Raw genomic sequence first — 24,842 nt, forward strand, 5'->3', positions numbered from 1 at the left:
GCATGTGTCAGCTGGTATCCGCTGATGTCAGCTGAGGTTTGGGTGGGGCAGGGTCTGCGGGTCGGCTGCTGGATCAGAACGGCACTGAGGGGCGGGTGAAGAGAGATCTTCACCCGCCCCTCAGCTGTTGTTGCGGCCGGAGGTTCTGGCCCGCGCCGGCGCGCCGGAGCCGGTCAGCCGCCGGAGGGCTGCCGCCGACTCCTGGCAGCCGCGTTGCCGCTCAGTCGTCGGTGACGGTGATGGTGACGTCGATGTTGCCGCGGGTGGCGTTGGAGTACGGGCACACCTTGTGGGCCTTGTCGGCCAGCGCCTGGGCCTCGGCCTTGTCGAGGTGCGGGAGAGTGACCTCGAGTTCGACGGCGAGCTGGAACCCGCCCTCATTGTCCTTGCCGATGCTGACGCGTGAGCCGACCGTGGAATCGTCGACGTTCGCCTTGGCCTGACCGGCCACGAGGCGCAGCGCTGAGTGATAGCAGGCCGCGTAGCCGACGGCGAAGAGCTGTTCGGGATTCGTGCCGTTGCCGCTGCCGCCCATCTCGGTCGGAGTCGCGAGATCGACATCGACCTTTCCGTCGCTCGTGCGTCCGTGGCCGTCGCGGCCTTCGCCTGTGGCCAGTGCTTCTGCTGTGTAGAGAGCCTTCATGATGTTTCCTTCCGTTGGTGGTGCATTGTCGGATCAGTGGTGATCAGTGGGATCGGCGGTGATCAGTGGGGTCGGTGGTGAAATGTGGGGTCAGCGGTGCAGTGCGGGGTCAGCGGTGCGGTGTGAGTTCAATGGTGCGGCAGGGGGTCGGGGGACTCGACGGGCGCCGGTTCCGCGCGCAGGTTCCTCGTCAGCGTGCGCAGGGTCTTCAGCAGCTCGGGCATCGACGCTGGGTCGAGATTCGTGCGCTCACCGATCCGGGCGGGAACGCATTCGGCGCGTGCTTTAGCCGCCGCGCCCTCGGCAGTGGCGCGGACGAGAACTCTGCGCGAATCCTCGGCGGAACGATGGCGGGCGACGAAGCCGAGCGATTCGAGTCGTGACAGCAGAGGGGAGAGCGTGCCCGAGTCGAGCTGCAGACGCTCGCCGAGGCGCTTGACCGTCACACCATCGTCGTCGGAACCCTCTTCCCACAGCACGAGCATCACCAGATACTGCGGATAAGTGATGCCGAGTTCGGCAAGCAGATCTTTGTACGACGCGGTCATCGCTCGTGACGCCGAATAGAGAGCGAAGCAGAGCTGCCGGTCGAGATCGAGCGCGTTCATGGGAAAAATGATTGCACACAATTCAATTGTGCACAACTAATAATTCCGGGAGGCGGCGAGTTCCCAGGAGTCAGTCAGTTCGCGGGCGGCGTCGAAATCCCAGGAGGCGGCGAGTTTCTAGGAAGAGAAGTTCCCAGGTGGCGGCGAGTTCCTATGGGGAGGACCCCGCCGGTGGAGGAGTTACCAAGTGGAGCACTGGAGGTGCGTATACGGATGAGGGGCGGGTGAAGATCTCTCTTCACCCGCCCCTCGGCGGTGTGCGCTGAGCGGTGTCTGCCAGCTCAACTCTGCCGGCCCAGCGCTGCCGGCTCAGCTCTGCCGGCCGGTTCAGTGTTGCCGGCTCAGCCCTGGTTGCCGCCTCGGCGGTTGCGCCACTGCTCGGCGGCGGCGCGAACGGCCGACTGGGCCGCGGAGCGCGGATCCGTGTGTCCCTGCTGACCGTGCTGACCTTGGCCCTGCCCCGGCTGGCCCTGCCCCGGTTGGCCCTGTCCGCCCACTCCCTGTCCAGAGCCGCCCTGGCCCTGTCCGCCGGCATACTGCCCGGACCGATCTGCCGGGGGAGTCGTCGGCTGCGGCGGGACGTTCGTACTGCCGGCTGCGCTGCCGGAGCTGCGCCTGGAATCATCGCCCGCATCATCGCGGCCCTGCGGAGCGGGCAGATGCGAGCCTTCGTCGGCGGCATTGGCGGCGAACAGGGCGTTGCGGATCTCCTGGCCCATCTCGCCCAGGCCGCCCGGGTTCGACGGCATGAACAGCACGTTCGACCGGCCCTCCTGCGCGACGTTCTGCATCGTGTCGAAGTACTGGGTCATCATCAGCAGCTGCTCGGCCGTCTTGTGGATGCCCACCTCCTGCAGCAGTGCGTACTGTTCGGCGATGCCGTTGGCGATCGCCTTCCGCTGAGCGGCCACGCCTTCACCGTGCAGGCGCATCGCCTCCGATTCGGCCTGTGCCTGAGTCACGCGCTTGATCTTGTCGGCCTCGGCCAGCGACTGCGCGGCGACCTTGTCACGCTGCGCGGCGTTGATCGAGTTCATCGAATCCCGCACGCGCGGATCAGGGGTGATGTCCGTGACCAGAGTGCTCACGATCTTGAAGCCGTAGCGCTTCATCGACTCCGACAGTCGGCGCTCGACGTTCTCCGCGATGTCGTCCTTCGACTCGAACGCGGTGTCGAGCGTCAGTCCCGACAGCGCCGAACGGACGGTGTCGAAGACATAGGAGCGGATCTGCTCCTCCGAATTCGCCAGCCGGTAATAGGCATCGGCGACGTTGTCCTCTTCGACGACGTACTGGACCGCGACGGGAACGGTGACGAAGACATTGTCCTTCGTCTTCGACTCGATGTTGACCTCGAGCTGCTGGACGCGCAGCGAGATCGGCCTGCTCGTCGTCTCGATGAACGGCACCTTCGTGTTCAGTCCCGGCCGCGCGACCTTCTTGAACTTGCCGAATCTTTCGACGATGACGTTCTCCTGCGTCTTCACCGTGAAGAACACGCTCGTGCGCAGCTTCCCGAACAGCAGGACGGCGACGACGAGGATGATGATGACAACGGCGATGGTGACCGCCACTCCACTCATGACTCCTCCAATGGGTCGTGGTTGTCGGCCGTGCGACGACCGCTGACTCCTATCACTCTAGTAGTCATCGAGCGCCGCGTATATGACAAGGACGCTGGCTCTCGTCTCGAGGAGGGAACTCATCACCGATACATCTGATGTCAGACGTATACTGGAGGCTCAGCGTGGAACGACCAGCAGAAGGTGATCATGGCGGAGACGACAGAGACCGGACGGAAAGTGACGACGTCCGACAGGATCAAGGATCTCATCCTCTCTGACGGTCTGCGCCCCGGAGACCTGCTGCCGACCGAAGGCGAACTGTGCACCCGCCTCGGCGTCTCGCGGTCGAACGTCAGGGAAGCCATCCGCAAACTCTCGACCCTCGACATCGTCGATGTCCGCCACGGCCACGGCACCTACGTCGGCGAGATGACGCTCGATGCCCTTGTCGAAGCCCTCGTCTTCCGCGGCGTGCTCAGCCCCGGTGACGACCTCGACGCCCTGCGTGATGTCGTCGAGGTGCGCAAGGCCCTCGACCACGGAATGTCCGAGCAGATCGTCGACGCACTGCGCGGAACCTCGAACCCGGAGCTGCACTCCCTCGTCGATGAGATGACCGCGCTCGCCGCCGCCGGCAAGACCTTCCCGCAGCAGGATCGCGCCTTCCACACGGGGCTGCTCGCGAAACTCGGCAACTCGCTCGTCGGCCAACTCGTCGCAGCGTTCTGGGATGTGCACACGGCCGTCCTGCCCAAACTCAATGTCGCCGTGGCCGCCGACCTCGAGCAGACCGCGCAGGCCCACGGCCTCATGCTCGAAGCGGCGGAATCCGGCGATGCCGCGGCTTTCCGCGCCGCGATCACCGCCCACTATGAGCCGATCATGCGCGCCCTCGAGCAGAAGTGATTGACTGAACGACGAAGGAGACCACATGGAAGTCGTCATCGCCGACGAATACACGCTGGCGGAACTCGCCGCCGACGCGATCGAGCGGCTGCTGCGCACCGAAGCCGCCCCGGTCATCGGGCTGGCCACCGGATCGAGCCCGCTGCGCATCTACGATGAGCTGACCACCCGCCACAAGAACGAAGGGCTGTCCTTCGCCCACGCGCAGGCATTCATGCTCGACGAATACGTCGGCATCGCCGACGACCATCCGCAGCGCTATCGCAACGTCATCGACACCGAGATCGCCACGCGCGTCGACTTCGCCGAGGGGGCCGTCCACGGTCCGGAAGGGTCGGCCGATGACCTGGCGGCCGCCTCGGCGGACTATGAACACAAGATCGCCGAGGCGGGCGGGATCGACCTGCAGATCCTCGGGATCGGCAGCGACGGTCACATCGCGTTCAACGAACCCGGATCATCCCTGGCCTCAAGGACGCGAGTGAAGTCCCTGACGCACCAGACCCGGCTCGACAATGCGCGGTTCTTCGACGGCGACGTCGAGCAGGTGCCGAAGCTGTGCCTGACCCAGGGGCTGGGCACGATCATGGAGGCCAAACACCTCGTGCTCGTCGCGACCGGCGGCAACAAGGCCGAGGCCGTGCATCAGATGGTCGAGGGGCCGATCTCCGCGATGTGGCCGGCGACCGTGCTGCAGATGCACCCGCATGTCACGGTCATGCTCGATGATGCGGCGGCGTCGCGGCTGCAGCTCGGCGACTACTACCGTCACGCGTACGAGAACAAACCGGATTGGCAGAGCCTCTGAGCGAACTCAGCCCTCGACCGCCTCGGTGAACCATGAGGTGATCGTCGTCGGATGCGTGATCGCGGTGCCCACGACCACGGAGTCGGCGCCGGCTTCGACCGCGGCGGCGGCATGCAGCGGGGTGTGGATGCGGCCCTCGGCGACGAGCAGCGCGGGCAGTTCCGCACGTCGGAGGGCGCTGATGAGTCCGAGATCGGGACCCTCGGTCTTCGCCCGTTCGCCGGTGTAGCCGGCCAGGGTCGTGCCGATGATGTCGGCTCCGGCCTCGACCGCGGCCTTCGCATCGTCAAGGCTGCCGCAATCGGCCATGACCAGGGCGTTCGTCTGCTCATGGAGGCGTTCGACGGTCTCGGCCAGGCTCAGCCCGTCGGGTCGTTCACGCCGTGTCCCGTCGAGGGCGACGATGTGGGATCCGGCCAGAGCCACCGCATAGGCGTGCTGGAAGGTCGGAGTGATGACGACCCCGTCCTTGCCGTCCTTCCACAGGCCGATGATCGGGACCTCGACGGCCGAGCGGGTCGCCTGGATGTCGCCGAGCCCCTGCACCCGCACGGCCGCCGCTCCTCCGCTGACCGCCGAGGCCGCCACCTGCGCCATCGTTCTCGGATCGCGCATCGGCTCGCCGGGATAGGCCTGCGCGGAGACGATGAGCCGCCCCTGCAATGCCTCGAGGATCTCGGTCTTCGACAGCATCAGTGAGTCTCCTTCTTCTGGCCGCAGTCGTCATTCCACAGGCCGGCGGCGCCGATGAGCGCGGCATCCTGTCCCAATTCTGCCTTCACGAGCTGAGTTCCGGAGGCGGCGGGGATGAGGTCCGCGGCGAAGGCCTCCCGGAGGGGTCCCCACCAGATGCCGTCCATCTCGGCGAGTCCGCCGCCGATGACGACGACCTCGGGGGAGAGGACATTGACGATCCCGCCGAGTGCCGATCCGAGGGCACGTGCCCCGATGTCGAAGGCGCGGATTGCTAGAGCATCCCCCGCCGAGGCGGCCGCCGCCAATTCTCGGGTGTTGGCCGGGACGGATGCTGAGTTCGCCGAGGCGGCCGCCGCATCATGATCGGATCCTAAATTTGGCCCCGAGGAGGAGCTGGACGGATTCGCCGATTCCTGATTGTGGGAATGTTCGTGTGCCGCAGGCTCCGCCGGCCCGGGAACGCGCTCGCCAGAGCCAGAGGCCAGGCGCCGGTAGGTTTCGAGAACAGCCGGACCCGAAGCAATGGCCTCGACATGGCCGGTGCCGCTGCACGGGCAGCCCAGACCGGCCGCAGCTGCGACGGGCACATGACCGATATGACCGGCTGCGGAATTCCGGCCCGTGAGCAGATGCCCGTCGGCGATGAACCCGCCGCCGATTCCGGTGCCCGCCGCGACGAGCAGGCAGCTTCGAGCACCGCGGGAGGCTCCGGCGGCGGCCTCGCCGAGGGCATGGGCGTGCACATCGTTGACGACGCGCACGGGAAGGCCGGTGCGCGCGGAGAGTTCAGCGACCAGGTCCGTTCCGGCCCATCCGGGCAGGGACTCCGTCGCGGAGACGACGAGACCGCTCGACGGGTCGATGACCCCGGCCGCGCCGATGCCGATCCGCCACACGAAGTCGGAACCCGAGCCGTCCCCGCCCCCGACAAGACCGCCGAATCCGGCACTGCCACGACCGGCAGTCGCGGCACTGCCATGACCGCCGGTCTCGGCGCCACGCGCACCCGACGTCTCGGCGATGACGGCGGCGGCCACCTCGGCGATGGTGTCGAGAACGGCCTGGGCACCTGCGGTCGCAGGCGTCGGGACGCTGCGCACGTGCGCCAGATTGCCGTCGATGACGGAGCCGGCACGGATCTTCGTGCCTCCGACATCGACGGCGACGGTGGCGGGCGGTGTCACAGCAGTCCTGCGGTGCTGACGATCTGGCGGACGCGCTCGGCCTCGTCGGCGTTGAGCGCCTCCATCGGCTCGGCCATCCGGTTCGAGTCGATGACGCCCATGAGCTGCAGTGCGGTCTTGAACCCGCCGAGCCCCGCCGCACCCGCGGAGACGCGACCCGGGGTGGCTGCCCCGGTGATGTCGAACAGGGCTGCCACACGGTCCTGTTCGGCAGCCGCTGCCCGCCAGTCGCCGGCCTTCGCCGCATCATAGATGCGCACGTATCCGGCGGGGTCGACATTGCCGAGGCCGGGGACGATGCCCGCCGCCCCGCCGAGCATCGCACCGTCGGTGACGACCTCGTGGCCGGTGAACACGGCGAAATCGGTCAGGTGCTTCGTCGCCAGCAGCAGACGGCGGAATCCGACGTCATCACCGGAGGAATCCTTGACTCCGGCGATCACACCCTCCTCGGCGAGGCGGACGAGGACGTCGAGCGGCATCTTCATATGCGTGCGCACCGGCACGTCGTAGGCGAAGACGGGCACGCTGATATGGGCGGCGACGGCGCGCAGGTGGCGCTCCACCTCGGCGGCGTCGGACAGGGCATAGAACGGCGTGGTCACGACGGCGGCGTCACCGCCGATGGCCAGCAGACGGTCGGCCTCGTCGAGAACCCGGGTGGTCGTCTGCTCGCTGATGCCCACGAGCACGGGCACCCGGCCGGCGGCGGCCTCGAGCGCGGTTTCGAGCACGAGGTCACGTTCGGCGTTCGTCAGGTACGGGACCTCACCGGAGGACCCGAGCACGAAGATTCCGTGCACTCCGCCGGCCACGAGGTGGTCGACGAGGGCGGCCAGCCCCGCCCGGTCGATCTCGCCGTGCGCCGTGCGCGGGGTCAGCAGCGGGGGGATGATGCCGTGGAAGTCAGTCATGGTCGTGTCCTTACTTGTCGTTCTTGTCATTGCTCGCCGAGGCGGCCCCGGGCTCGGTCGGATCCGATCCGATCGTCGGGGCTGAGTCGGCGGAGACCGCGGGGGAGGCGGCCGCGGAGACCGCACGGGAGGAGGCCGCGGATGCGGCGACCGCCCGAGCGGGTTCGGTGGGGACTCGGCGAGTGTAGGCCGAGCGCTTGCCGAAGATCGTCAGCGGCAGCACATCGTGGTCGCTGCGGCCGCGCTGCATCGTCCCGGTGAGCAGGGAGATGAGGTAGCCGAAGACCATGGCGCCGATGAATGCGACGGTGGAGACGGCAAACGGCGAGAGCCCGGCCGTGTCCTGGACGATCCAGGCCAGTGCGGCACCGAGCAGGAGACCTGCCAGCACGCCCGAGGTGTTCGCCCGCTTCGTGAAGATCCCGAGGGCGAAGACGCCGGCCAGCGGGACGCCGAAGAGCCCGGTGATCGACAGGAACAGGTCCCAGGTCTGGGCCTGATCGGTCGCCGAGAGGTAGAGCGCGACGCCGACGGACAGGGCGCCGACGATGACGATGACGGCGCGGGAGAAGCCGACCCCGGTGCGAGGCGCTCCGTCCTTCGACGGGAAGAAGCGGTCGCGGATGTCGACGGTCACGCAGGCCGAGATCGAGTTGAGGCTCGACGAGATCGTCGACTGCGCAGCGGCGAAGATCGCGGCGATGAGCAGACCCGAGATGCCGGCCGGCAGCGCGGTGACCGCGAAGTACGGCACGAGCGCCGAGGTGTTGAAGCCCTCCGGCAGCGACTCCGCGTGCCGGTAGAAGCTGAAGAGGACGGTGCCGATGCCGTAGAACAGCGGGATCGTCAGCAGGGCGAGGAAGCCGTTGACGATGAGCGAACGCGCCGTCGACTTCGGCGAGTCCGTGGTCTGGTAGCGCTGGACGACGTCCTGGCTGGCCGTGTACTGGTGCAGGTTGTTGAAGACCGAACCGAGGAAGACGATCGGGATGGCCGCTGCCGCTCCGCCGAACTTCCAGTTGTCGGCGGAGATGAACTTGTCATCGGCCGCAGCGTCGGCGGCGACCGTGCCGAGCCCGCCGTCGATGGCCATGATGCCGAAGACGAGGATGACCGCGGCACCGACGAGGAGGATGATGCCCTGGACGACATCGGACCAGATGACACCCTCGATGCCGCCGAGGAAGGTGTAGACGACCGAGAGCACGCCGACGGCTCCGGCGACGACGGCCGGGTTGATGTCGGTGACCGAGCTGATGGCCAGCGTCGGCAGATAGATGACGATGGCGACGCGGCCGATGTGGAAGAGGACGAAGAGAACCGAGCCGAGCACGCGGATGCTCGGGCCGAAGCGCTCCTCGAGGTACTCGTACGCCGTGGTGACGTCGAGCTTGCGGAAGAACGGGATGTAGAAGATCACGAGCAGCGGGACGATCGCGAAGATCGCGATGTTGCCGGCCGCATAGGACCAATCGGCGAGGAACGCCTGCTCGGGCGTGGACATGTAGGTGATCGCCGACAGCGTCGTCGCGTAGATGGAGAAGCCCGCCGCCCAAGCCGGGATCCGCCCTTCGGCCTTGAAGAAGGCGTCCTTGCCTCTGCCTGCCCGGCGGGTGAACCAGACCGCGATGCCGAGAGTGGCCAAGAGGTAGATGATGATCACGGCCCAGTTGAGGCCGCCGAGTCCCGGAGCGTCCATGCTCCCTCCTCACGTGGATGATGTAGAGGGCCGGCGCGGGCGTGAGTGCGAGCGGAAGCCCCATCTGACATTTAGGACCGACACGTAAGACGTATGATGTCCTATGTTGTGAATGTACGGGAATGTGCGACACGGCACAACCCGGAGGGCAGAGGGCATGATATCCGCGCAGGTGAGGCGGGTGCAGCTGAGCTGGGTCAGATGAGGGCGGGTGCAGTTGAGCTCGGTCAGTCCTGCGGTGTGCGTACGGTGATCGTCAGCTCCGGCTTGGCAGCCGGGCGCTCATCAGTGGGAAATGAGTCGACGACCTGATCGACGAGCGGCTGAAGGAACAGTCTGCCCAGCTGGCGGACCATGACGGTGACGACCTGATCGACGCGATCCCTGTCCGTGGAGGCGACGCCGCCCGAGCGCATCGAGTCGACGCTCTGCAGCGAGAGCCGGGCCAGGCGAGTGATGAGAGTGCGATCGGCGGAGTCTTCGAGGAGTTCGCGACGCAGATAGCCGACGATGAGCGGATTGTTCTCGAGCATCCGGGCCACCGCGGCATCGCGAGCGGCCGTATCTGCGACGGAGTTCGCAGCGGCGGTATCGGCACCGGTGATCGCTGCGGCGAATTGGTCGACGACCCAGCCCTCGACGGCTTCTCGGAGACCGTCCTTCGAGCCGAAATGATGCGAGATCAGACCGATGGCCACTCCGGCTTCGGAGGCGATGGCGCGCAGGGGTGTGCCGGCGAAGCCGGTCGTCGCGAACTGGTGGAGCCCCGCATTGCGGATGCGGGCCCGGCTGGTGAGGTCGGACCCCGAGGGGCCGCCGGCGTCGGCGCTGCTGGTTCCGTTGTCCACATTCATCGGCACGCTCATGTCCTCACCTCTGTCGTCCGCCGTCATTGTCTCAGGTCGGCGCATACTGCCGGCTTCGCGGGGCGGATTCCCTCCGCGGCATTGAACGGTCTTTCAACATCCTATATGTTTGTTCAAAAGTGAGTAGTCGACTCGACCGGAGGCCCCAAGAATGACTGCCCCTCAACCGCTCGCCGGAATCACGGTGATCTCGCTTGCCGTCAATCTTCCCGGACCATTGGCGGCCGCACGCCTGCACTCGATCGGCGCCCGGGTGATCAAGGTCGAGCCGCCCGTCGGCGATCCCCTCAACCTGCTGTACCCCGACTACTACCAGGAGCTCACCGCCGGGCAGGAGATCCGCACCATCGACCTCAAGGACGGAGCGGGAGCGGAACAGCTCAAAGCACTTCTGGCCGAGGCCGATCTGCTGCTCACCTCGATGCGTCCGCGCGCGGCAGCGGCGCTCGGCCTGCCGGAACTCGTCGACGAGTACGGACTGGTCCACGTCGAGATCGTCGGATTCGCCGGCGACCGTGCCGACGTCCCCGGTCACGACCTCACCTACCAGGCCGCTCACTCCACCCTCCTGCCCGGAACCATGCCCACGGTGCCCGTCGCCGATGTCCTCGGCGGGGAGCACGCCGCACTCCAGGCCCTGGCGGGGCTGCGTGCACTCGAGGCCCGACGCGATGCCGGTCAAGACGCCGGTCAGCGCACCGGCGGAGTCGTCCGGCGGGTCGTCCTCGATGAGGCGGCCGAATGGGCGGCAGGGCCGGCGCGGCACGGAATGAGCACACCGGGAGGCCACCTCGGCGGGGGTCTGCCGGTCTACCGCACCTATCCCACGGCCGACGGGCACGTTGCCGTGGCGTGTCTCGAACCGCACTTCGCGAAGGCGCTGGGGTCTCTCCTCGGGTCGGAGCACGAAGAGCTCGAGCGGGTCTTCGCAGCCGAGCCGACGGCGCACTGGGTCGCCTTCGCCGCGGAACACGAACTGCCGATCGAGCCGGTCGCCCTCGTGTGATCGCCCCTCGCCGAGGTGACCCGGACGCACAAGCCCCACTCGCGCATCCCCACGCCACACGAAAGTCCCACTCAAGGACCCCGCACCCCCGCTCAACCCGCTGACACCAGCTCAACCATCAATCTCAGGAGACGAAAAATGATTCTCGACGGATACCGCGGCACCTGGGAAACCCAGGAGACCGACGACCTGCGTGATCTGGCACGCGGATTCTTCGCCAAGGAGATCGTGCCGCACGAAGCCCGCTTCGCCGAACAGAAACAGGTCGATCGCGAAACGTGGACCCGGGCCGGCGACGCCGGTCTGCTGTGCATCTCGATCCCAGAAGAATACGGCGGCGGTGGCGGCACCTTCGCCCACGAGGCGGTGCTCCTGCAGGAACAGGGGTTCGTCGGCGACACCGCCTGGGGCAACAGCGTCCACTCGACGATCAACGCCCACTACATCAATGCCTTCGGCACCGAAGAGCAGAAGCGCAGGTGGCTGCCCCGCATGGCCACCGGCGAGCTCGTCTCGGCGATCGCGATGACCGAACCGGGCACCGGCTCGGACCTGCAGAACATCACGACCCGGGCGGTGCGCGACGGCGACGAATACGTCATCAACGGCGCCAAGACCTTCATCACCAACGGGTCCCACGCCGACCTCGTCATCATCGTGGCCCGCACGAGCGACGAGCCCGGTGCGAAGGGGGTTTCGCTCATCGTGGCCGAGGTGAATGATCTGCCGGGGTTCTCCCGCGGACGTGTGCTGGAGAAGGTCGGACTGCATGGACAGGACACGCGGGAGCTGTTCTTCGAGGACATGCGCGTCCCGGCCGAGAACGTCCTCGGCGGAGTCGAGGGCCGCGGGTTCATCCAACTCATGCAGCAGCTGCCTCAGGAACGGTTGGCGATCGCCGTCGGCGGTGCCGCGACCGCGGAATTCGCCGTCCGGGAGACCGTCGCCTATGCGAAGGAGCGGGAGGCCTTCGGCAGGCCCATCCTCGGTTTCCAGAACACGAAGTTCGTCCTCGCCGAATGTGCCACCGAGGCATTGTCCGTCCGCACCTTCATCGACCATCTCACCAGCGAACACATCAGGGGAACGCTGACGACGGAGCAGGCGTCGGCCGGAAAGTACTGGGCCACGGATGCTCAGAACCGGGTCGTCGACCGCTGCCTGCAGGTATTCGGCGGCTACGGATACATGGTCGAATACCCGATTGCTCGCCTCTACGCCGATTCCCGGGTGCAGAAGATCTACGGCGGCACGAACGAAATCATGAAGGAGCTCATCGCTCGGGGTCTGTGAGCCGGGCCCCACCTGTATGCCCCCTCAAGACCGGGTGCGTGCGGGTATGGGAAGATTGACAGCGTGTCGAAAGTACTTGAGATCCTGACCCCGGAGGGCCTTCCGCCGCTTAACGAGAAGTCCGGTGTCTCCTTCATCATGCCGGTCCTCAACGAGGCCGAGCACATCGAGCAGGCGATCACCACGATCCTCGCGCAGGAGTATGCCGGCGACAAAGAGATCGTGCTCGCTCTCGGTCCCTCGACCGACGATACGAATGCCATCATCGCATCGATGGCCGCGCGCGACTCACGGATCCAGACGGTCGACAATCCGCAGGCCGCGACCCCGATCGGGCTCAACCTCGCCATCGCCGCGACCCGGCACCCCGTGATCATCCGCGTCGACGCGCACTCCGGACTTAGGCCCGACTACACCAAGCAGGCCATCGACACTCTGCGCGCGACGAAGGCCGCGAACTGCGGCGGGCTCATGCTCGCCCGTGGCACAACCTCCTTCCAGAAAGCCGTGGCGCGGGCCTATATGTCCCCGGTCGGCCTCGGCGGCCCCGCGTACCACTCCGGCGACGAGGCGCAGGAAGCCGAATCGGCCTACCTCGGCGTCTATCGTCGGGAAGTGTTCGACCACCTCGGCGGGTTCGACGAAGGCATCAAACGCGGTCAGGACTGGGAGCTCAACCTGCGCATCCGCACCGCGGGCGGCCGCATCTGGTTCAACCCCGACATGGAAGTCACCTATTGGCCGCGCGGCACCTGGGCGAAGATCGCGCAGCAGTTCTGGGCCACCGGAATCTGGCGGGCCGAACTCATCCGCCGCTACGGATCGCAGAACTCGCTGCGCTACTTCGCCCCGCCGCTGCTCGTGCTCGGCATGAGCGCGGCCGTGATCGAGACCCTGCTCCAACTGACGGGCACGACGAAGCGGTGGCCGAAGTTCCTCCGTCGGTTCACTTCGCTCATCCACGTGCCGAGCTTCGGCTACATCTCCGGAATCCTGGCCACCGCCTCGGCGGCGAAGGACTGCGGACGACGTGAGCGGTTCTGGTTCGGCATCGTCCTGCCGACCATGCACCTGTGCTGGGGTGCCGGGTTCCTCCGGGGACTCGTCACCGGGGCCGGATCGACGAAGGACAGCAGCCGATGAGCAAGAAGAAGTCGAGCCGGGCACACCGGGACCGCTATGGCCGCGGCACCACTGATCCGCTGCCGAGCGTCGATCCCGAATCCCGCGAGCGGATTCCCGTGCCCGATCGTCCCGAGCCGAAGAAATTCAACGCACCCCTGTGGGCCGGAATCATCGTCGTCCTCCTCGTCGCGGGCGTGTTCGCGATGAACTTCTTCGGCTCCGACGACCAGCTGACCGTCGATTCGCTCAACCCGCCGGCCGTGGGCGCCCTCGACGGCGGATCCTCGGTATACCCGGCGAACTCGAAGCTCGCCTTCACCGAGAACGTGAAGTTCGGCTACCTGCCCGCACCCACGCTCACCGCGTTGGGCGACGGCACGATCGTGGCCGCGAACCCGGAGACCGCCGCCGAGGACATGGGCCTGAAGAAGAGCCTTGACGAGCTCGACTCGGACGAATTCCTCGACCAGACCATCAAACCGGCCCGCAAGGACACGAGCCCGGGCGAGCCCATCACCTGGGATCAGATCGTCGACGAGTTCGGCGGGGACACCGTGTTCATGCCCGCCATCGACTCCGACGAGGTGGCCACCCCCGCATTGAAGACCATCACCGAGGCGGGGCTCGAGGATTCGACGCTCGTGCGCACCGATGACCCCGAGGTGGCCCGTGCCGCCGCCGATGCCGGCGTCGGCGCCATGTTCACCGGGGACGTGACGGCGACACGGAACGAGTCGCTTTCCGGTAGCGGATACACGGCCCTGGCTGTCGAGGCCGATGTCGCCGAGAAATGGACCGGAGTGGACCTGGCCGTCTGGGCCACCGACGTCAAGGACGAGAAGCAGCTCGAGAAGCTCGCAGACGCCGGAGTCACCGGCGCGCTGAGTGAGAACCCGTACACGGTTCTGCCGTCCGAAGTGAAGACCGACTAAAAAGGAGACGCAATGACCCAGCCCATCGGCAACCCATCGCATATCGGCAATCTGGATGCCAGCCAGCTCGGCCCGCAGCCGACCTACCTGCCGGACGACCACCCGGACGTCGACGCTCGCAAGCGCATCGACGCAGGTGAAGAGCCCATCGACGTGGCAGCCGCACTGCCGGCTTCCTCGTTGGCTTGGGCGGAACTCGCCGAGGAAGCGCACCAGGAGGGCCGCCTCGTCGACGCCTATGCCTACGCCCGCGTCGGCTACCACCGCGGACTCGACGCCCTGCGTGCCGCCGGATGGCGCGGTGCCGGCCCGATCCCGTACTCGCACGAAGTCAACCGCGGATTCCTCCGCGCGCTCTACGCTCTCGGCCGTGCCGCCGGAGCGATCGGCGAAGGCGAAGAGGCCGCGCGCATCGAGGAGTTCCTGCACTCCTCCGACCCGACAGCCGTGGACGCCATCGGCCGCGGGGAGTAAGGGAGCAGGCCCGCCGCATCGTCGGCGAATACATCGGCCTCCGTGGTGCGTGAGCAAACGCACCGCGGAGGCCGATTGTGCTTGTCGGCAGGGCGGCGTAGAACTATATGAATGGGTAATGTTTCCGAGACAGTCATGACGGCAGAGCAGCGCAAGATCCTGGCGGTGATGCTCGTCCCGATGTTCATGTCGCTGCTGAGCGTCTCGATCGTCAATGTCATCCTCCCCGACATGCAGCGCTCGATCGGCGCCTCGAACTCGGCGATCCAGTGGGTTCTGTCGGGCTATACGCTCGCCTTCGGCGTGCTCCTCGTCGCCGCCGGCCGAGCCGGCGACCTCTTCGGGCGTGGTCGGCTCTTCGTCATCGGCGTCAGTGTCTTCGCCCTCGGCTCCCTCATCTCGGGACTGTCCCCGGACCCGCTCGTGCTCAACATCGCCCGTGTCGTCATGGGCCTCGGCTCCGGCCTGCTCAGCCCCCAGGGCGTGGGGATGCTCCAGCAGTACTTCCACGGCAAGGTGCGCGGTCGCGCCTTCGGAATGTTCGGCACGATCGTCGGGGTCTCCGTGGGCATCGGCCCCGTCCTCGGCGGTGGACTCATCGCTGTCCTCGGCGACGAATGGGGATGGCGATCGGCGTTCCTCATCAACGTGCCGATCGCCCTGACCGCGATCATCCTCGGCCGGTTCTGGCTGCCCAAGAGCGCCTGGATCGGCACCGGCACCGAGTCCGCCTCGCAGGGCCGACGTCGGGCCGACTTCGACCCGATCGGACTCGTGCTGCTCGGCGTGGGCACGCTGCTGGTCATGCTGCCCTTCCTCGAACGCGGCGCAGGGGCGTGGATCTACGCCCTCGTCCCGGTCGGCGTCGCCGTCGTCTGGCTGTGGGTGCGGTGGGAGAACCGGTACTCCCGCCGAGGCGGATCACCGATGGTCGACATGCAGCTGTTCCGGACGCGCAGCTTCGCCTACGGGGCGTCGCTGACGTCCATGTATTTCGTCGGCATGCCCGGCATCTGGGTCATCGTGGCGCTCTACCTGCAGAACGGTCTCGGGTTCCCCGCCCTCCACGCCGGCCTCATCGGTCTGCCCTCGGCGCTGCTCTCGGCCATCGCCGCACAGGCGGCCGGCCGTGTCGTGCTCACCTTCGGACGGAAGATGGTCGTCCTCGGGGTGGCGATCGGTCTGACCGGGGTCGTCGCCTCGGCGCTGCTGGTGCTGGCGCATGGGGCCTGGGGAATCAGCATCTGGTGGCTGCTGCTGACGCTCGGGATCACCGGCCTCGGACAGGGAATGGCGATCAGCCCGAACCAGACGCTCACTCTGGCCGAGGTGCCCGTCGAGTACGCGGGCAGCTCCGGCGGCGTGATGCAGACCGGGCAGCGGGTGGGCACGGCCATCGGCATTGCGGTCGTCACCGCCGTGTTCTTCGTCGTCCAGCCTCTGGCCGGCTACGGCGCTGCCATCGTTGCGGGTTTCGGGTTCATCGCGCTCGTCATCGTCTTCGCCGGAATCATCGGACTGGTCGATCTCGCCCGCGGTCGGGCCAAGGCCCGGCAGGAGGGGCAGCCGGTCAGCAGCTGAGGCCCGGTCCGACGGCATCGTCGATTTCTGGGTCGAGGTGCTCAATCAGAACGACGCGGTCGTCCCGATTGCGACTTAAGTGGGGCCAGATTGCTCGTCTACCCGTATGTAGCGGGCAATCTGGCCCCACTTAAGTTTCGTCAGCGGGAGGAGAGAGGCTTGCTTGCGCGGGGGAGAGCGTCGCCCGCCCGCTGCGGCCGAGTCTGGGCGGAGGCGACTCGGTCGGGTCAGGCTTGAGGATCGGGGGCGGTCGCCTCGGCGCGTTCGATGTACTGGGCTGCGAATACGGCGTCGAGGAGGCCGGGGAAGCGAGCGTCGAGGTCATCCTTGCGCAGGGTATTCATGATCTTCGTGCCCTCGTACTCCTGGCGGATGACGCCGGCTTCGCGCAGGGTGCGGAAGTGGTACGTCGCCGTCGACTTCGACACCGGCAGCTCGAAGGTCGCACACGCATGATCGTCGAATGCGTCGTTGAGCTTGCAGGCAACGGTCCGACGGACCGGGTCGGCCAGCGCGGCCAGAACCGCGTCGAGTCTCATCTCGCCCCTGCTGGGGTGGTCGAGTGTGCGCATAAGGACCCTCCCTTCTCGCCATCGTGTCGGTCAGCGTCGGTGGATGTCATCTGAACAGCCCCCGATCACATGCAGCGCCGTATCTCCCCATTGTACGAGACATTTGGTAGTACGAGATCTATCGTAGTATGGTCCTTCATTGAAGTACGAAGAACGTCGTACTTCCAATTGCACATTCTCCACGAGATCGCGAGGTGCCATGTCTCATCTGCTGTTCGAACCGCTCACTCTGCGCGGACTGACCTTCCGCAACCGCATCTGGGTTCCGCCCATGTGCCAGTACTCCGTCGAGGCTCTCGACGGCGTCCCCGTCCCCTGGCACACCGTCCACTACGGCGCCATGGCCAGGGGAGGTGCGGGAGCTGTCATCGTCGAAGCCACCGGCGTCACTCCCGAGGGGCGGATCTCGGCGAAGGACCTGGGGCTGTGGAACGACGCGCAGCGCGACGCCTTCGCCCCCATCGTCGACTTCCTTCACTCGCAGGGAGCGGCCGCCGGCATCCAGCTCGGCCACGCGGGCCGCAAGGCCTCGACATATCCCGAGTGGGGGACCGACGGCGACGGCAGCGTCCCGGTCGAGCAGGGCGGTTGGCAGACCGTGGCTCCGTCCGCGTTGGCCTTCGAGGGCCTCGCCGAACCCCGGGCCCTGACTGAGACGGAGATCGCCGAGGTGGTCGCGGCCTTCCGGTCCTCGGCGCGCCGGGCGATCGAGGCCGGGTTCGACTTCGTCGAGATCCATGCCGCCCACGGCTATCTCATCGACGAGTTCCTGTCCCCGCTGAGCAACACTCGTACCGATTCCTACGGGGGATCGCCGGAGAACCGTGCCCGGCTGCTGCTCGAGGTCGTCGATGCCACCCGCGCCGAGGTGGGCGACGACGTTCCCGTGTTCGTGCGCCTGTCCGCGACGGACTGGACCGAGGGCGGGGTCACGCTCGAGGACACAGTCGAGGTCGCCGGCTGGCTCAAGGACCACGGCGCCGACCTCATCGACGTCTCCTCCGGCGGCAATGTGATGGCGGAGATTCCCGTCGGACCCGGCTACCAGACGAACCTGGCCGCCGGTGTGCGTCAAGGGTCGGGTCTGCCGACCGCCGCAGTGGGACTGATCAACGAACCGTTCCAGGGCGAGCACATTCTGGCCACTGGTCAGGCCGATGCGATCCTCGTGGGCCGCGAATACCTGCGTGACCCGAACTTCGCGCTCCGGGCCGCCGACGCCCTGCGCTTCGATATCGACTACCGCCCGGCCCAATATCAGCGGGCCTACGCGTGAGCTGAGGCTGAGGCGCTGGGGGAGTGGCGGACTCGGGCGCTGACGGCCCAGTCGAAGTCGAAGAGCACATGATCAAATGTGTGCTCTTCGACTTCGACTGGGCCGTTTGGCGTCTGCATGGACAGCGCCTCGCTGAGGGGAGGCGTGTGGAGATGCGGCTGAGCTTAAAACGGTCGGTCGCTGCTAAGCCAGACCGCCGAGCCACAGCCCGATCGCCGCGGCCGTTGTGGCGAAGACGAAGGTGCCGAGTCCGTTGACCAGACCGGCGGCCCAGCGCCGTTCTTGGAGTAGTCGGACGGTTTCGAAGCTCGCCGTCGAAAACGTCGTGTACCCGCCGAGGAATCCCGTGCCGAGCACCAGGTGCCAGGCTTCCGGTAGCAGGTTCGCTCCGGCCAGCCCGGTGAGCAGACCGAGAGCGAGCGACCCCGAGACGTTGATGATGATCGTCCCCCACGGCAGGGCGGTGCTCATGCGGGACTTGATGAGTCCGTCGAGCAGCATCCGTGACGAGGCACCGAGCCCGCCGGCGGCGGCAAGAGCGATGAAGACCAGCGGGGTCATCGTGCGCCTCCCGGGTGAGGGTCCGTGGAGACATCGCGACCGGCATCCGCGGCGTCCTCGTCCCAGACATCGGGAGCGATCGGCACACCGTCGGCCCCCTCGTCGACCTCACCGCCGCCTCGACGCAGCGCCGTCGCCGTGGCGATGCCGACGAACGTGGCGAGACCGCCGATGAGCACCGTGCCCACCCCGTAGGCCAGACCGACACCGGGATTGTTCGCACCGCCCGGACCCGCGCCGAGGAGGCTCGCCGTATCCGCGGCCAGTGCACTGTACGTGGTGAAACCGCCCATGAAACCGGTGCCCCCGAGGATCCGCGTTCTCCGGCGCCATCCGTCATCGGGACCGCTGCGCGCCAGGGAATCCAAGAGAAGGCCGAGTGCGAACGCGCCGAGGATGTTGACCGTGAGGATCGCCCACGGCACATCGCCGAGGGTCGGCAGGCTCAGACTGACCGCCTCGCGTGCCGCGGTTCCGAGTGTGCCGCCGAGGAACGCGAGCCCCAGATAGGACAGGCGCAGATGGACCGGCCGGGTCACTGCCCGGCCTCGTCGGTCTGAGGTTCAGCAGTGGGGGAGGCGCCTGCGGCCAGCGGAACGACGACGAGCGGGCGATGCTGGTGCCTCGACAGCTGGATCGCGACCGAACCGTTGAAGAACTCGCGCAGAGAGCCACGGACACCTGCGCGACGGACGCCGAGGATGATCATGCGGGCATCGAGCGCCTCGGCGAGCCGGTCGAGTTCCTGCGCCGGCGACCCCGCCAGCGCACGGGTCGACCAGGCCACATGCGTCCCTGCCAGGGCGGCAGCGATGCGGCGCTCGAGTTCGGGGTCGAACTCGGTGGCCGCCTCGTCGGTGGTGTCGGGATCGATGGGCATCGAGAGCACGGAGCCGTCGGGGCGGGTCTCAACGGTGTAGCGGGAGTCGTCGACATGGGCACAGATCAGCTCGGCGTCGAAGTGGGCGGCGTAGTCCGCGGCGGCGGCGATCACCTCGGCGGGCTGATCGGGGACGATGCCGAGGATGATGCGGGCGCGCGGCGGCCCGTCATGTTTCGGATCGCGATGTCTCGGTTCGGGGCCGGTGGTCATGGTCTCTCCTACCTTTCGGGCATGCTGAAGCCGGTCGAGGTAGGGACTGTTGTCGACTGCGGAGTCTCGAGCGTCTGCACGAGTCCCGCGCCGAGGTTGGGTACGGCGAGCCCCACCGCCGTGTCGCGCATGTGCGACATCTTCATTGTGCCACAGGGGGCAGACGCGGTCGCAGGCGGCGGACACGGCCGCGTCCGAGCGCCGAGGCGACCCCCAGTGCGGGAGCGCCCCGACGTCGTGGTCGGGCGAGGTCAGGGCCGCCTCGGCGAAGGAGTCGTCGAGGTGATCAGCGCTCCGCGCGGTACCGGTCGACGGCGCGGCGGAGACGTTCGAGGCCGTCGTCGATGCGGTCGGGGGCCGCCGAAGCGAAGCACAGGCGCAGCGCATTCGAGAAGTTCCCGGCCGGGGAGAACGCGGGACCGGGGATGTAGGCGACCCCCTCCTCGAGCGCGGTGGTCATGAGGTCTTCGGTGTTGATGGATTCGTCCTCGAAGGTCACCCACAGGAAGAATCCGCCGTCGGGATCGGTGGCTCGGATCTCGCCGGGGAAGAGGCGGGCCAAGCCCTCTGACATCGCGATCTTCCGGTCGCGGTAGGCCTTGCGCAGGACCTCGACGTGGGAGTCGGCACCGCCTTCGGCCAGCCAGCGGGCGATGAGGTGCTGGTTGGGAACGGGGGCGCAGGAGTCCATCGTCTGTTTGGCGTTGACGGCGAGCTCGCGGACCTCCGGGTCGACGTCGATCCACCCGACCCGCAGGCCCGGGGCGACGAATTTCGAGAAGGTGCGCACTCCGAAGATGAGGGGATCGTTCGGGCTGAGGTCGCTCAGCGCCGGCAGGGACTGGCCTTCGAAGCGCAGCATTCCGTACGGGTTGTCCTCGATGATGACCGAACGGTGGCGGTGAGCGAACTCGAGCAGGCGTTCGCGACGCGGCAGCGACATCGTCACTCCGGCCGGGTTCTGGAAGGTCGGGACGGTGTAGATGACCTTCGGGGCGCGCCCGGTGCGCTGCGTGTGCTCCTCGAGGGCGTCGATCTGCATGCCTTCTTCGTCGACGGGGATCTCGAGGATCTCCGCTTCATAGCTCATGGCCGTCGCCGAGCCGTTCGTATAGGTCGGCGACTCACAGGCGACGAGGTCGCCCGGGGTGACGAAGAGCTTGAATCCGAGGTCGAGGCCCTGCATTCCTCCGGAGGTGATGAGGAGGCGGTCACGGTTTCCCTGCTGTTCGGGCGGGATCTGATCGGTGGACGCGAGGTAGTCGTGGAGGGCCTCGATGAGGATGGGCTCGCCTTTCGTCTCCCCGTACGTGAAGTTCTCCGGGGAGAACACGTCTGAGGCGATCCGGGCGAAATCCGCGGCCGGGAGCATATCCGGGGCCGGTGCTCCCATGCCGAACTTGACGATGTCGTGGTCGTATTGGGCCAGCACCGTGGTGGAGGCATCGATGACGGACCCGACGAGCTGATCGCGGCGGCGGGCGTAGGGCAGCGCGGGGGACTGCGGCTGGTTCTCGGGCTGGTTCGGGGATCGGTTCTGCGAAGCACTCGTGGCCGGATGCATTGACGTGGTGGACATGAGCGACCTCCTCTGAGCGGTGATGCCCTGAAGTCGACGGCTCCGGCGACCATGCCAAGGCTCCTGCCCGAACGACGGGTTACGTGGGTGACTTCAGCATAGGGGTGGGGGACCTGGCGGACAAGGACGCTGGATGCCTGCGATTTCGGGCGAGTCGGCGATCAGGTGTGTCCTCCCTCGCCGAGGCGGCTCTAAGCTGGAGCCATGACGGACAACGGAGTCGATGCCAACAGCACCTTCGCCATGCGAGAGGCCGATCTTGCCGCACAGTTCACAGCGTTCATCGACGAACACCGACAGCATCTGCTCGGCAGTCTCAACGAGCTGAGCGAAGACGAAGCGAGGCGGTCCCTGGTGCCGAGCAGAACCCGCCTGCTGTCTCTGCTCAAGCATGCGGTGTTCGTCGAGACCGTCTGGTTCGGTGAGGCGGTCACGGGGAAGAGTCGGGTCGACTACGGGCTGCCGCGCGACTCCAAGGACTCCTTCCTCCTCGATTCCTCGGACACGATCGCCAGCGTTTCGGCTGACTATCGGGCCGCCGTGGAGCGGTCGCATTCGGCGATCGAGGGAATGGATCTCGACACCGTGCTCACCGGCCATCGGGCGGGACCGATGCCGCTGCGATGGGTCCTCCTCCATGTCCTGCGGGAACTCGCGCACCACTGCGGGCACGCGGACATCCTGCGCGAGCAGATCCTCGCCGAGCGAGGCAGACGCGGCGGCTGGTCCGGGGTCGTGCGCTAGGGAAGGTCCTGCTCGGTGAGTCGGGGTGGGCAGCCGTCCAGGCTGAGCGAGCTGCCGCGGGTGAGCGCCACGGCCGGCGTCGTCGGCTCGGATCAGCCCTGAGTATGATGTGAGCCCCGGCGGCGCAGAACTACCATGGCCGACATGAGCAATCGATCGATCCGGACCGAGGGCCACCGCCCGGAGCCGCAGCTGCCCACCCCCGACCGAGTCGACCGCATCCGTCGCTCCTTCACCGCTCATCCGTGGATCGTCGACTCGCTGCTCTGGGCTCTGCCGATCACCTATCTGACCGTCGTCTTCACCTCCTCCCAGGCCGAGCGGAGCGAGATCGCCCTGGTGCCCGTTGCAGTGCAGATCGGCATCGTTCTGCTCCAGACGCTGCCGCTGGGACTGCGGCGCACAGCCCCGCTGCTGAGCTCCTCGCTCATCGCCGTCGGCTGCCTGCTGACCGTGCTCACGATGATGGGACCGACCTTCGGCATCGTCGCCGTTCCGCTCACCGTGTATTCGACGACGGCGTGGGGGACACGCAACCACGGTCGCATCGTGCTCGTCCTGGGCCTCCTCGGCGCGCTCTTCCTGGGCGGGTGGCTCTACCTCGTGTCCCTGCAGGCGACGATCGGGGTGAACCCGCGCCCCTTGGCCTTCGGCGAATACGTGCTGCTGGTCGTCGTCGTGGCACTGTGTGCGTCGATCGTGCTCATCGCCTGGCTGTTGGGCGGAGTCGGATTCCGTCGCCGCCGCGAGATCGAGGGTATTCGGGAGCGCAACCGCCTGCTGGAACGCGAACGCGAATCCGAGACCCGGCTGGCCGCCGATGCCGAACGCATGCGCATCGCCCGCGAAATGCATGATGTCATCGCCCATTCCCTGTCCGTCGTCATCGCCCAAGCCGACGGAGGTCGCTATGCGGCGAAGACCGATCCGGCTGTCGCGGTCGGCGCCCTCGAGACCATCGCACAGACCGGACGGGAAGCCTTGGCACAGACGCGGTCGCTGCTCGGCTTCCTCCGCGCCGAGGAGGACGACGAGCGCTCTTCGTCGCCGCTGCCTGGCGTCGCCGACATCGGCTCCCTCATCGACGATGTGCGGTCGGCGGGGCTCCCGGTCTCGGTGACCGAACTGGATGACGTCGACCGCGGCCGCTTGGCCGAAGGAGCGTCGCTCGCCGTCTACCGCATCGTTCAGGAAGCGCTGACGAATGTGCTCAAACATGCCGGAGACGGTGCTCGGGCACATGTCGAGCTGCTGGCCGAGGACGCGGAGCTCGTCGCCCGCATCAGCGACAACGGAACCGGACAGACGAGCGCCCGCGTGAGCGGAGAAACGGACGGCCACGGAGCCGACGACCCGACAGGGACGGCTGCCCACGGCCGTGGCTACGGCATCGTCGGCATGCAGGAACGCGCTGCGCTCTACGGCGGCACGCTCACGGCTCGACCGATCCGTTCGACCGGAGTGAAGGACCGGTCCGAAGGGCGCACCGACGCGAAGCCCGGGTTGTCCTCCGGTGCGGTCATGGGAAGCGCCTTCGGAACGATGACGGGATTCCTCGTCGAGTCCCGACTGCCGCTGTCCGCTCCCGCGCCCACTCCCGAATCCGATTCCGGGCTCACCGCGGGCACCGGCCCTCATGGTTCGTCCGATCTTGGAGAGAATGGGTCTGCCGGAACCGGGCAGACAGCCGGAACAGGACAGGAGGCTGAGACGCGACAGCCCGCCGAGGCTGCCGAGACCGGAGAGAGCCAGTCCGCCGAAGTCGAGGAGAGCAGCCGATGAGCGCCGATGACGAGGCGACCGTGCACGGTCGGACCGATGCTCGGGAGAGCGGGCCGCTTCGCGTCGTCCTCGTCGATGATCAGGCCCTCGTGAGGGCGGGCTTCGCCATGGTCATCGACTCCCAGCCGGACCTCACCGTCGTCGGACAGGCCGGCGACGGCGCGGCAGGTCTCGACATCGTCGTACAAGATCAACCCGATGTCGTACTCATGGACGTCCGGATGCCCCGTATCGACGGCATCGAAGCGACCCAGCGGATCCTCGCTCGCGCCGACGAGGGGACGATCCGTCCCCCGAAGATCATCGTGCTGACCACCTTCGACGATGACGACTACGCCCTGCGTGCGCTGCGCGCCGGTGCGTCAGGCTTCCTGCTCAAAGACACCCTGCCCGAGGTGCTCCTCGAGTCGATCCGCACCGTCGTCGACGGCGGTGCCGTCATCGCCCCCACCACCACCAGACGACTGCTCGAAACACGACTCCTGCCCCACCTCGGCGCGGAGTCTCGTTCCCATTCGGATCCGCAATCAGCGGCCTCGTCAGCTGGGGCGACCTCGGCCGGGGGAAGTGCGCCCACACAGCCCGAAGGCGTTGAGCCTGCACCATCCGCGGCCGGTGCCAGCCGTCTCGATGCGGCCGATATGCGCCGCCTGGAGTCACTGACCCAGCGCGAGACCGAGGTCCTCGTTCTCATCGCCACCGGTCTGAGCAACACCGAGATCGGCGAGCGGCTCTTCCTCGCGCAGCCGACCGTGAAGACCCACGTCGGTCGGATCCTCATGAAACTCGAGGCCCGTGACCGTGTGCAGGCCGTCGTGTTCGCCTACGAAGCCGGTCTCGTCGGCCCCGGTCACTGAACCGGAAGCATCTCTCACGTGCTTTGGGCCGACTGCTCGAGACCGGTTCATCGTCGGCGAGCAAGGTCGCTCAAAGGA

Annotated in this window: 25 protein-coding genes; 12 read left to right on the plus strand and 13 right to left on the minus strand. The window is 67.2% G+C overall.

The genetic code is table 11. The annotated features are described in order from the left end of the window. Positions 1 to 220 precede the first annotated feature (220 nt). The 3 genes from HF684_RS03255 to HF684_RS03265 all read right to left on the minus strand — a co-directional run bounded on the left by HF684_RS03255 (position 221) and on the right by HF684_RS03265 (position 2,834). A complete protein-coding gene (locus HF684_RS03255; RefSeq protein WP_039209212.1) occupies positions 221 to 643 on the minus strand; it encodes an organic hydroperoxide resistance protein in 423 nt (140 codons plus the stop codon). Between the two features lie 128 nt (positions 644 to 771). Beyond that, positions 772 to 1,251: a MarR family transcriptional regulator gene (locus tag HF684_RS18915; protein ID WP_169251331.1), complete on the minus strand. Its 480-nt coding sequence runs from the start codon at positions 1,249 to 1,251 to the stop codon at positions 772 to 774. Between the two features lie 341 nt (positions 1,252 to 1,592). Further along, on the minus strand, positions 1,593 to 2,834 hold the full coding sequence (locus HF684_RS03265; protein ID WP_248279093.1) for an SPFH domain-containing protein: 1,242 nt from the start codon (positions 2,832 to 2,834) through the stop codon (positions 1,593 to 1,595). A gap of 189 nt (positions 2,835 to 3,023) precedes the next feature. Here HF684_RS03265 and HF684_RS03270 point away from each other — a divergent pair, with 189 nt between their 5' ends. Both HF684_RS03270 and nagB read left to right on the plus strand, forming a co-directional pair. After that, on the plus strand, positions 3,024 to 3,722 hold the full coding sequence (locus HF684_RS03270) for a GntR family transcriptional regulator (protein ID WP_169251332.1): 699 nt from the start codon (positions 3,024 to 3,026) through the stop codon (positions 3,720 to 3,722). 25 nt (positions 3,723 to 3,747) lie between these two features. After that, complete coding sequence (nagB, locus tag HF684_RS03275; protein ID WP_169251333.1) at positions 3,748 to 4,530, plus strand: glucosamine-6-phosphate deaminase; 783 nt, start codon at positions 3,748 to 3,750, stop codon at positions 4,528 to 4,530. A gap of 6 nt (positions 4,531 to 4,536) precedes the next feature. On the opposite strand, the gene HF684_RS03280 is transcribed toward nagB, so the two are convergent. From HF684_RS03280 to HF684_RS03300, 5 genes are all read right to left on the minus strand, one after another. Then, on the minus strand, positions 4,537 to 5,223 hold the full coding sequence (locus HF684_RS03280; protein ID WP_169251334.1) for an N-acetylmannosamine-6-phosphate 2-epimerase: 687 nt from the start codon (positions 5,221 to 5,223) through the stop codon (positions 4,537 to 4,539). Next, positions 5,223 to 6,410, minus strand: coding sequence for an ROK family protein (locus HF684_RS03285; protein WP_169251335.1), 1,188 nt, complete (start codon positions 6,408 to 6,410; stop codon positions 5,223 to 5,225). Before HF684_RS03285 ends, HF684_RS03280 begins: the two co-directional genes overlap by 1 nt. Further along, positions 6,407 to 7,324, minus strand: a complete 918-nt coding sequence (locus HF684_RS03290) for a dihydrodipicolinate synthase family protein (protein WP_169251336.1) — start codon at positions 7,322 to 7,324, stop codon at positions 6,407 to 6,409. The genes HF684_RS03285 and HF684_RS03290 overlap by 4 nt, the downstream gene beginning before the upstream one ends. Before the next feature lie 10 nt (positions 7,325 to 7,334). Beyond that, positions 7,335 to 9,023, minus strand: a complete 1,689-nt coding sequence (locus tag HF684_RS03295; RefSeq protein WP_169251337.1) for a sodium:solute symporter — start codon at positions 9,021 to 9,023, stop codon at positions 7,335 to 7,337. 227 nt (positions 9,024 to 9,250) lie between these two features. Then, a complete protein-coding gene (locus HF684_RS03300) occupies positions 9,251 to 9,889 on the minus strand; it encodes a TetR/AcrR family transcriptional regulator (RefSeq protein WP_248279094.1) in 639 nt (212 codons plus the stop codon). A 151-nt stretch (positions 9,890 to 10,040) separates the two neighbouring features. Here HF684_RS03300 and HF684_RS03305 point away from each other — a divergent pair, with 151 nt between their 5' ends. The 6 genes from HF684_RS03305 to HF684_RS03330 all read left to right on the plus strand — a co-directional run bounded on the left by HF684_RS03305 (position 10,041) and on the right by HF684_RS03330 (position 16,300). Further along, positions 10,041 to 10,895: a CoA transferase gene (locus tag HF684_RS03305; protein WP_169251338.1), complete on the plus strand. Its 855-nt coding sequence runs from the start codon at positions 10,041 to 10,043 to the stop codon at positions 10,893 to 10,895. A 138-nt stretch (positions 10,896 to 11,033) separates the two neighbouring features. Then, on the plus strand, positions 11,034 to 12,188 hold the full coding sequence (locus HF684_RS03310; protein ID WP_169251339.1) for an acyl-CoA dehydrogenase family protein: 1,155 nt from the start codon (positions 11,034 to 11,036) through the stop codon (positions 12,186 to 12,188). A gap of 63 nt (positions 12,189 to 12,251) precedes the next feature. Then, complete coding sequence (locus HF684_RS03315; protein ID WP_248279095.1) at positions 12,252 to 13,331, plus strand: glycosyltransferase family 2 protein; 1,080 nt, start codon at positions 12,252 to 12,254, stop codon at positions 13,329 to 13,331. Continuing rightward, positions 13,328 to 14,245: a hypothetical protein gene (locus HF684_RS03320; RefSeq protein ID WP_248279096.1), complete on the plus strand. Its 918-nt coding sequence runs from the start codon at positions 13,328 to 13,330 to the stop codon at positions 14,243 to 14,245. The genes HF684_RS03315 and HF684_RS03320 overlap by 4 nt, the downstream gene beginning before the upstream one ends. A 12-nt stretch (positions 14,246 to 14,257) precedes the next feature. Beyond that, a complete protein-coding gene (locus HF684_RS03325) occupies positions 14,258 to 14,719 on the plus strand; it encodes a DUF3151 domain-containing protein (protein WP_169251340.1) in 462 nt (153 codons plus the stop codon). A gap of 111 nt (positions 14,720 to 14,830) precedes the next feature. After that, on the plus strand, positions 14,831 to 16,300 hold the full coding sequence (locus HF684_RS03330; protein ID WP_169251341.1) for an MFS transporter: 1,470 nt from the start codon (positions 14,831 to 14,833) through the stop codon (positions 16,298 to 16,300). 227 nt (positions 16,301 to 16,527) lie between these two features. Here the strand turns inward: HF684_RS03330 and HF684_RS03335 are convergent, their stop codons facing one another. Then, positions 16,528 to 16,872, minus strand: a complete 345-nt coding sequence (locus HF684_RS03335) for a helix-turn-helix transcriptional regulator (protein ID WP_169251342.1) — start codon at positions 16,870 to 16,872, stop codon at positions 16,528 to 16,530. Positions 16,873 to 17,071: 199 nt separating this feature from the next. Between HF684_RS03335 and HF684_RS03340 the strand changes: the two genes are divergently transcribed. Beyond that, a complete protein-coding gene (locus HF684_RS03340) occupies positions 17,072 to 18,148 on the plus strand; it encodes an NADH:flavin oxidoreductase/NADH oxidase (RefSeq protein WP_169251343.1) in 1,077 nt (358 codons plus the stop codon). Between the two features lie 183 nt (positions 18,149 to 18,331). Here the strand turns inward: HF684_RS03340 and crcB are convergent, their stop codons facing one another. From crcB to HF684_RS03360, 4 genes are all read right to left on the minus strand, one after another. Continuing rightward, a complete protein-coding gene (gene crcB / locus HF684_RS03345; RefSeq protein WP_169251344.1) occupies positions 18,332 to 18,709 on the minus strand; it encodes a fluoride efflux transporter CrcB in 378 nt (125 codons plus the stop codon). Next, positions 18,706 to 19,248 carry a CrcB family protein gene (locus tag HF684_RS03350; protein ID WP_211168058.1) on the minus strand — a complete coding sequence of 181 codons (543 nt, stop codon included), beginning with the start codon at positions 19,246 to 19,248 and terminating at the stop codon, positions 18,706 to 18,708. The genes crcB and HF684_RS03350 overlap by 4 nt, the downstream gene beginning before the upstream one ends. Next, a complete protein-coding gene (locus HF684_RS03355) occupies positions 19,245 to 19,802 on the minus strand; it encodes a universal stress protein (protein WP_169251345.1) in 558 nt (185 codons plus the stop codon). The genes HF684_RS03350 and HF684_RS03355 overlap by 4 nt, the downstream gene beginning before the upstream one ends. A gap of 286 nt (positions 19,803 to 20,088) precedes the next feature. After that, positions 20,089 to 21,381: a PLP-dependent aminotransferase family protein gene (locus HF684_RS03360; RefSeq protein WP_248279097.1), complete on the minus strand. Its 1,293-nt coding sequence runs from the start codon at positions 21,379 to 21,381 to the stop codon at positions 20,089 to 20,091. 204 nt (positions 21,382 to 21,585) lie between these two features. On the opposite strand from HF684_RS03360, the gene HF684_RS03365 reads away from it, so the two are divergent. The 3 genes from HF684_RS03365 (at position 21,586) to HF684_RS03375 (ending at position 24,764) form a co-directional block, all read left to right on the plus strand. Then, positions 21,586 to 22,125, plus strand: coding sequence for a DinB family protein (locus HF684_RS03365; protein ID WP_248279098.1), 540 nt, complete (start codon positions 21,586 to 21,588; stop codon positions 22,123 to 22,125). A 144-nt stretch (positions 22,126 to 22,269) separates the two neighbouring features. Beyond that, positions 22,270 to 23,907 carry a histidine kinase gene (locus tag HF684_RS03370; RefSeq protein ID WP_169251346.1) on the plus strand — a complete coding sequence of 546 codons (1,638 nt, stop codon included), beginning with the start codon at positions 22,270 to 22,272 and terminating at the stop codon, positions 23,905 to 23,907. Then, the gene (locus HF684_RS03375) at positions 23,904 to 24,764 is read left to right on the plus strand and encodes a response regulator transcription factor (RefSeq protein WP_169251347.1); all 861 of its coding nucleotides are present in this window, start codon (positions 23,904 to 23,906) and stop codon (positions 24,762 to 24,764) included. Before HF684_RS03370 ends, HF684_RS03375 begins: the two co-directional genes overlap by 4 nt. The last annotated feature ends 78 nt before the right edge of the window (positions 24,765 to 24,842 follow it).

The sequence above is a fragment of the Brevibacterium sp. 'Marine' genome (assembly GCF_012844365.1).
Lineage (GTDB): Bacteria > Actinomycetota > Actinomycetes > Actinomycetales > Brevibacteriaceae > Brevibacterium.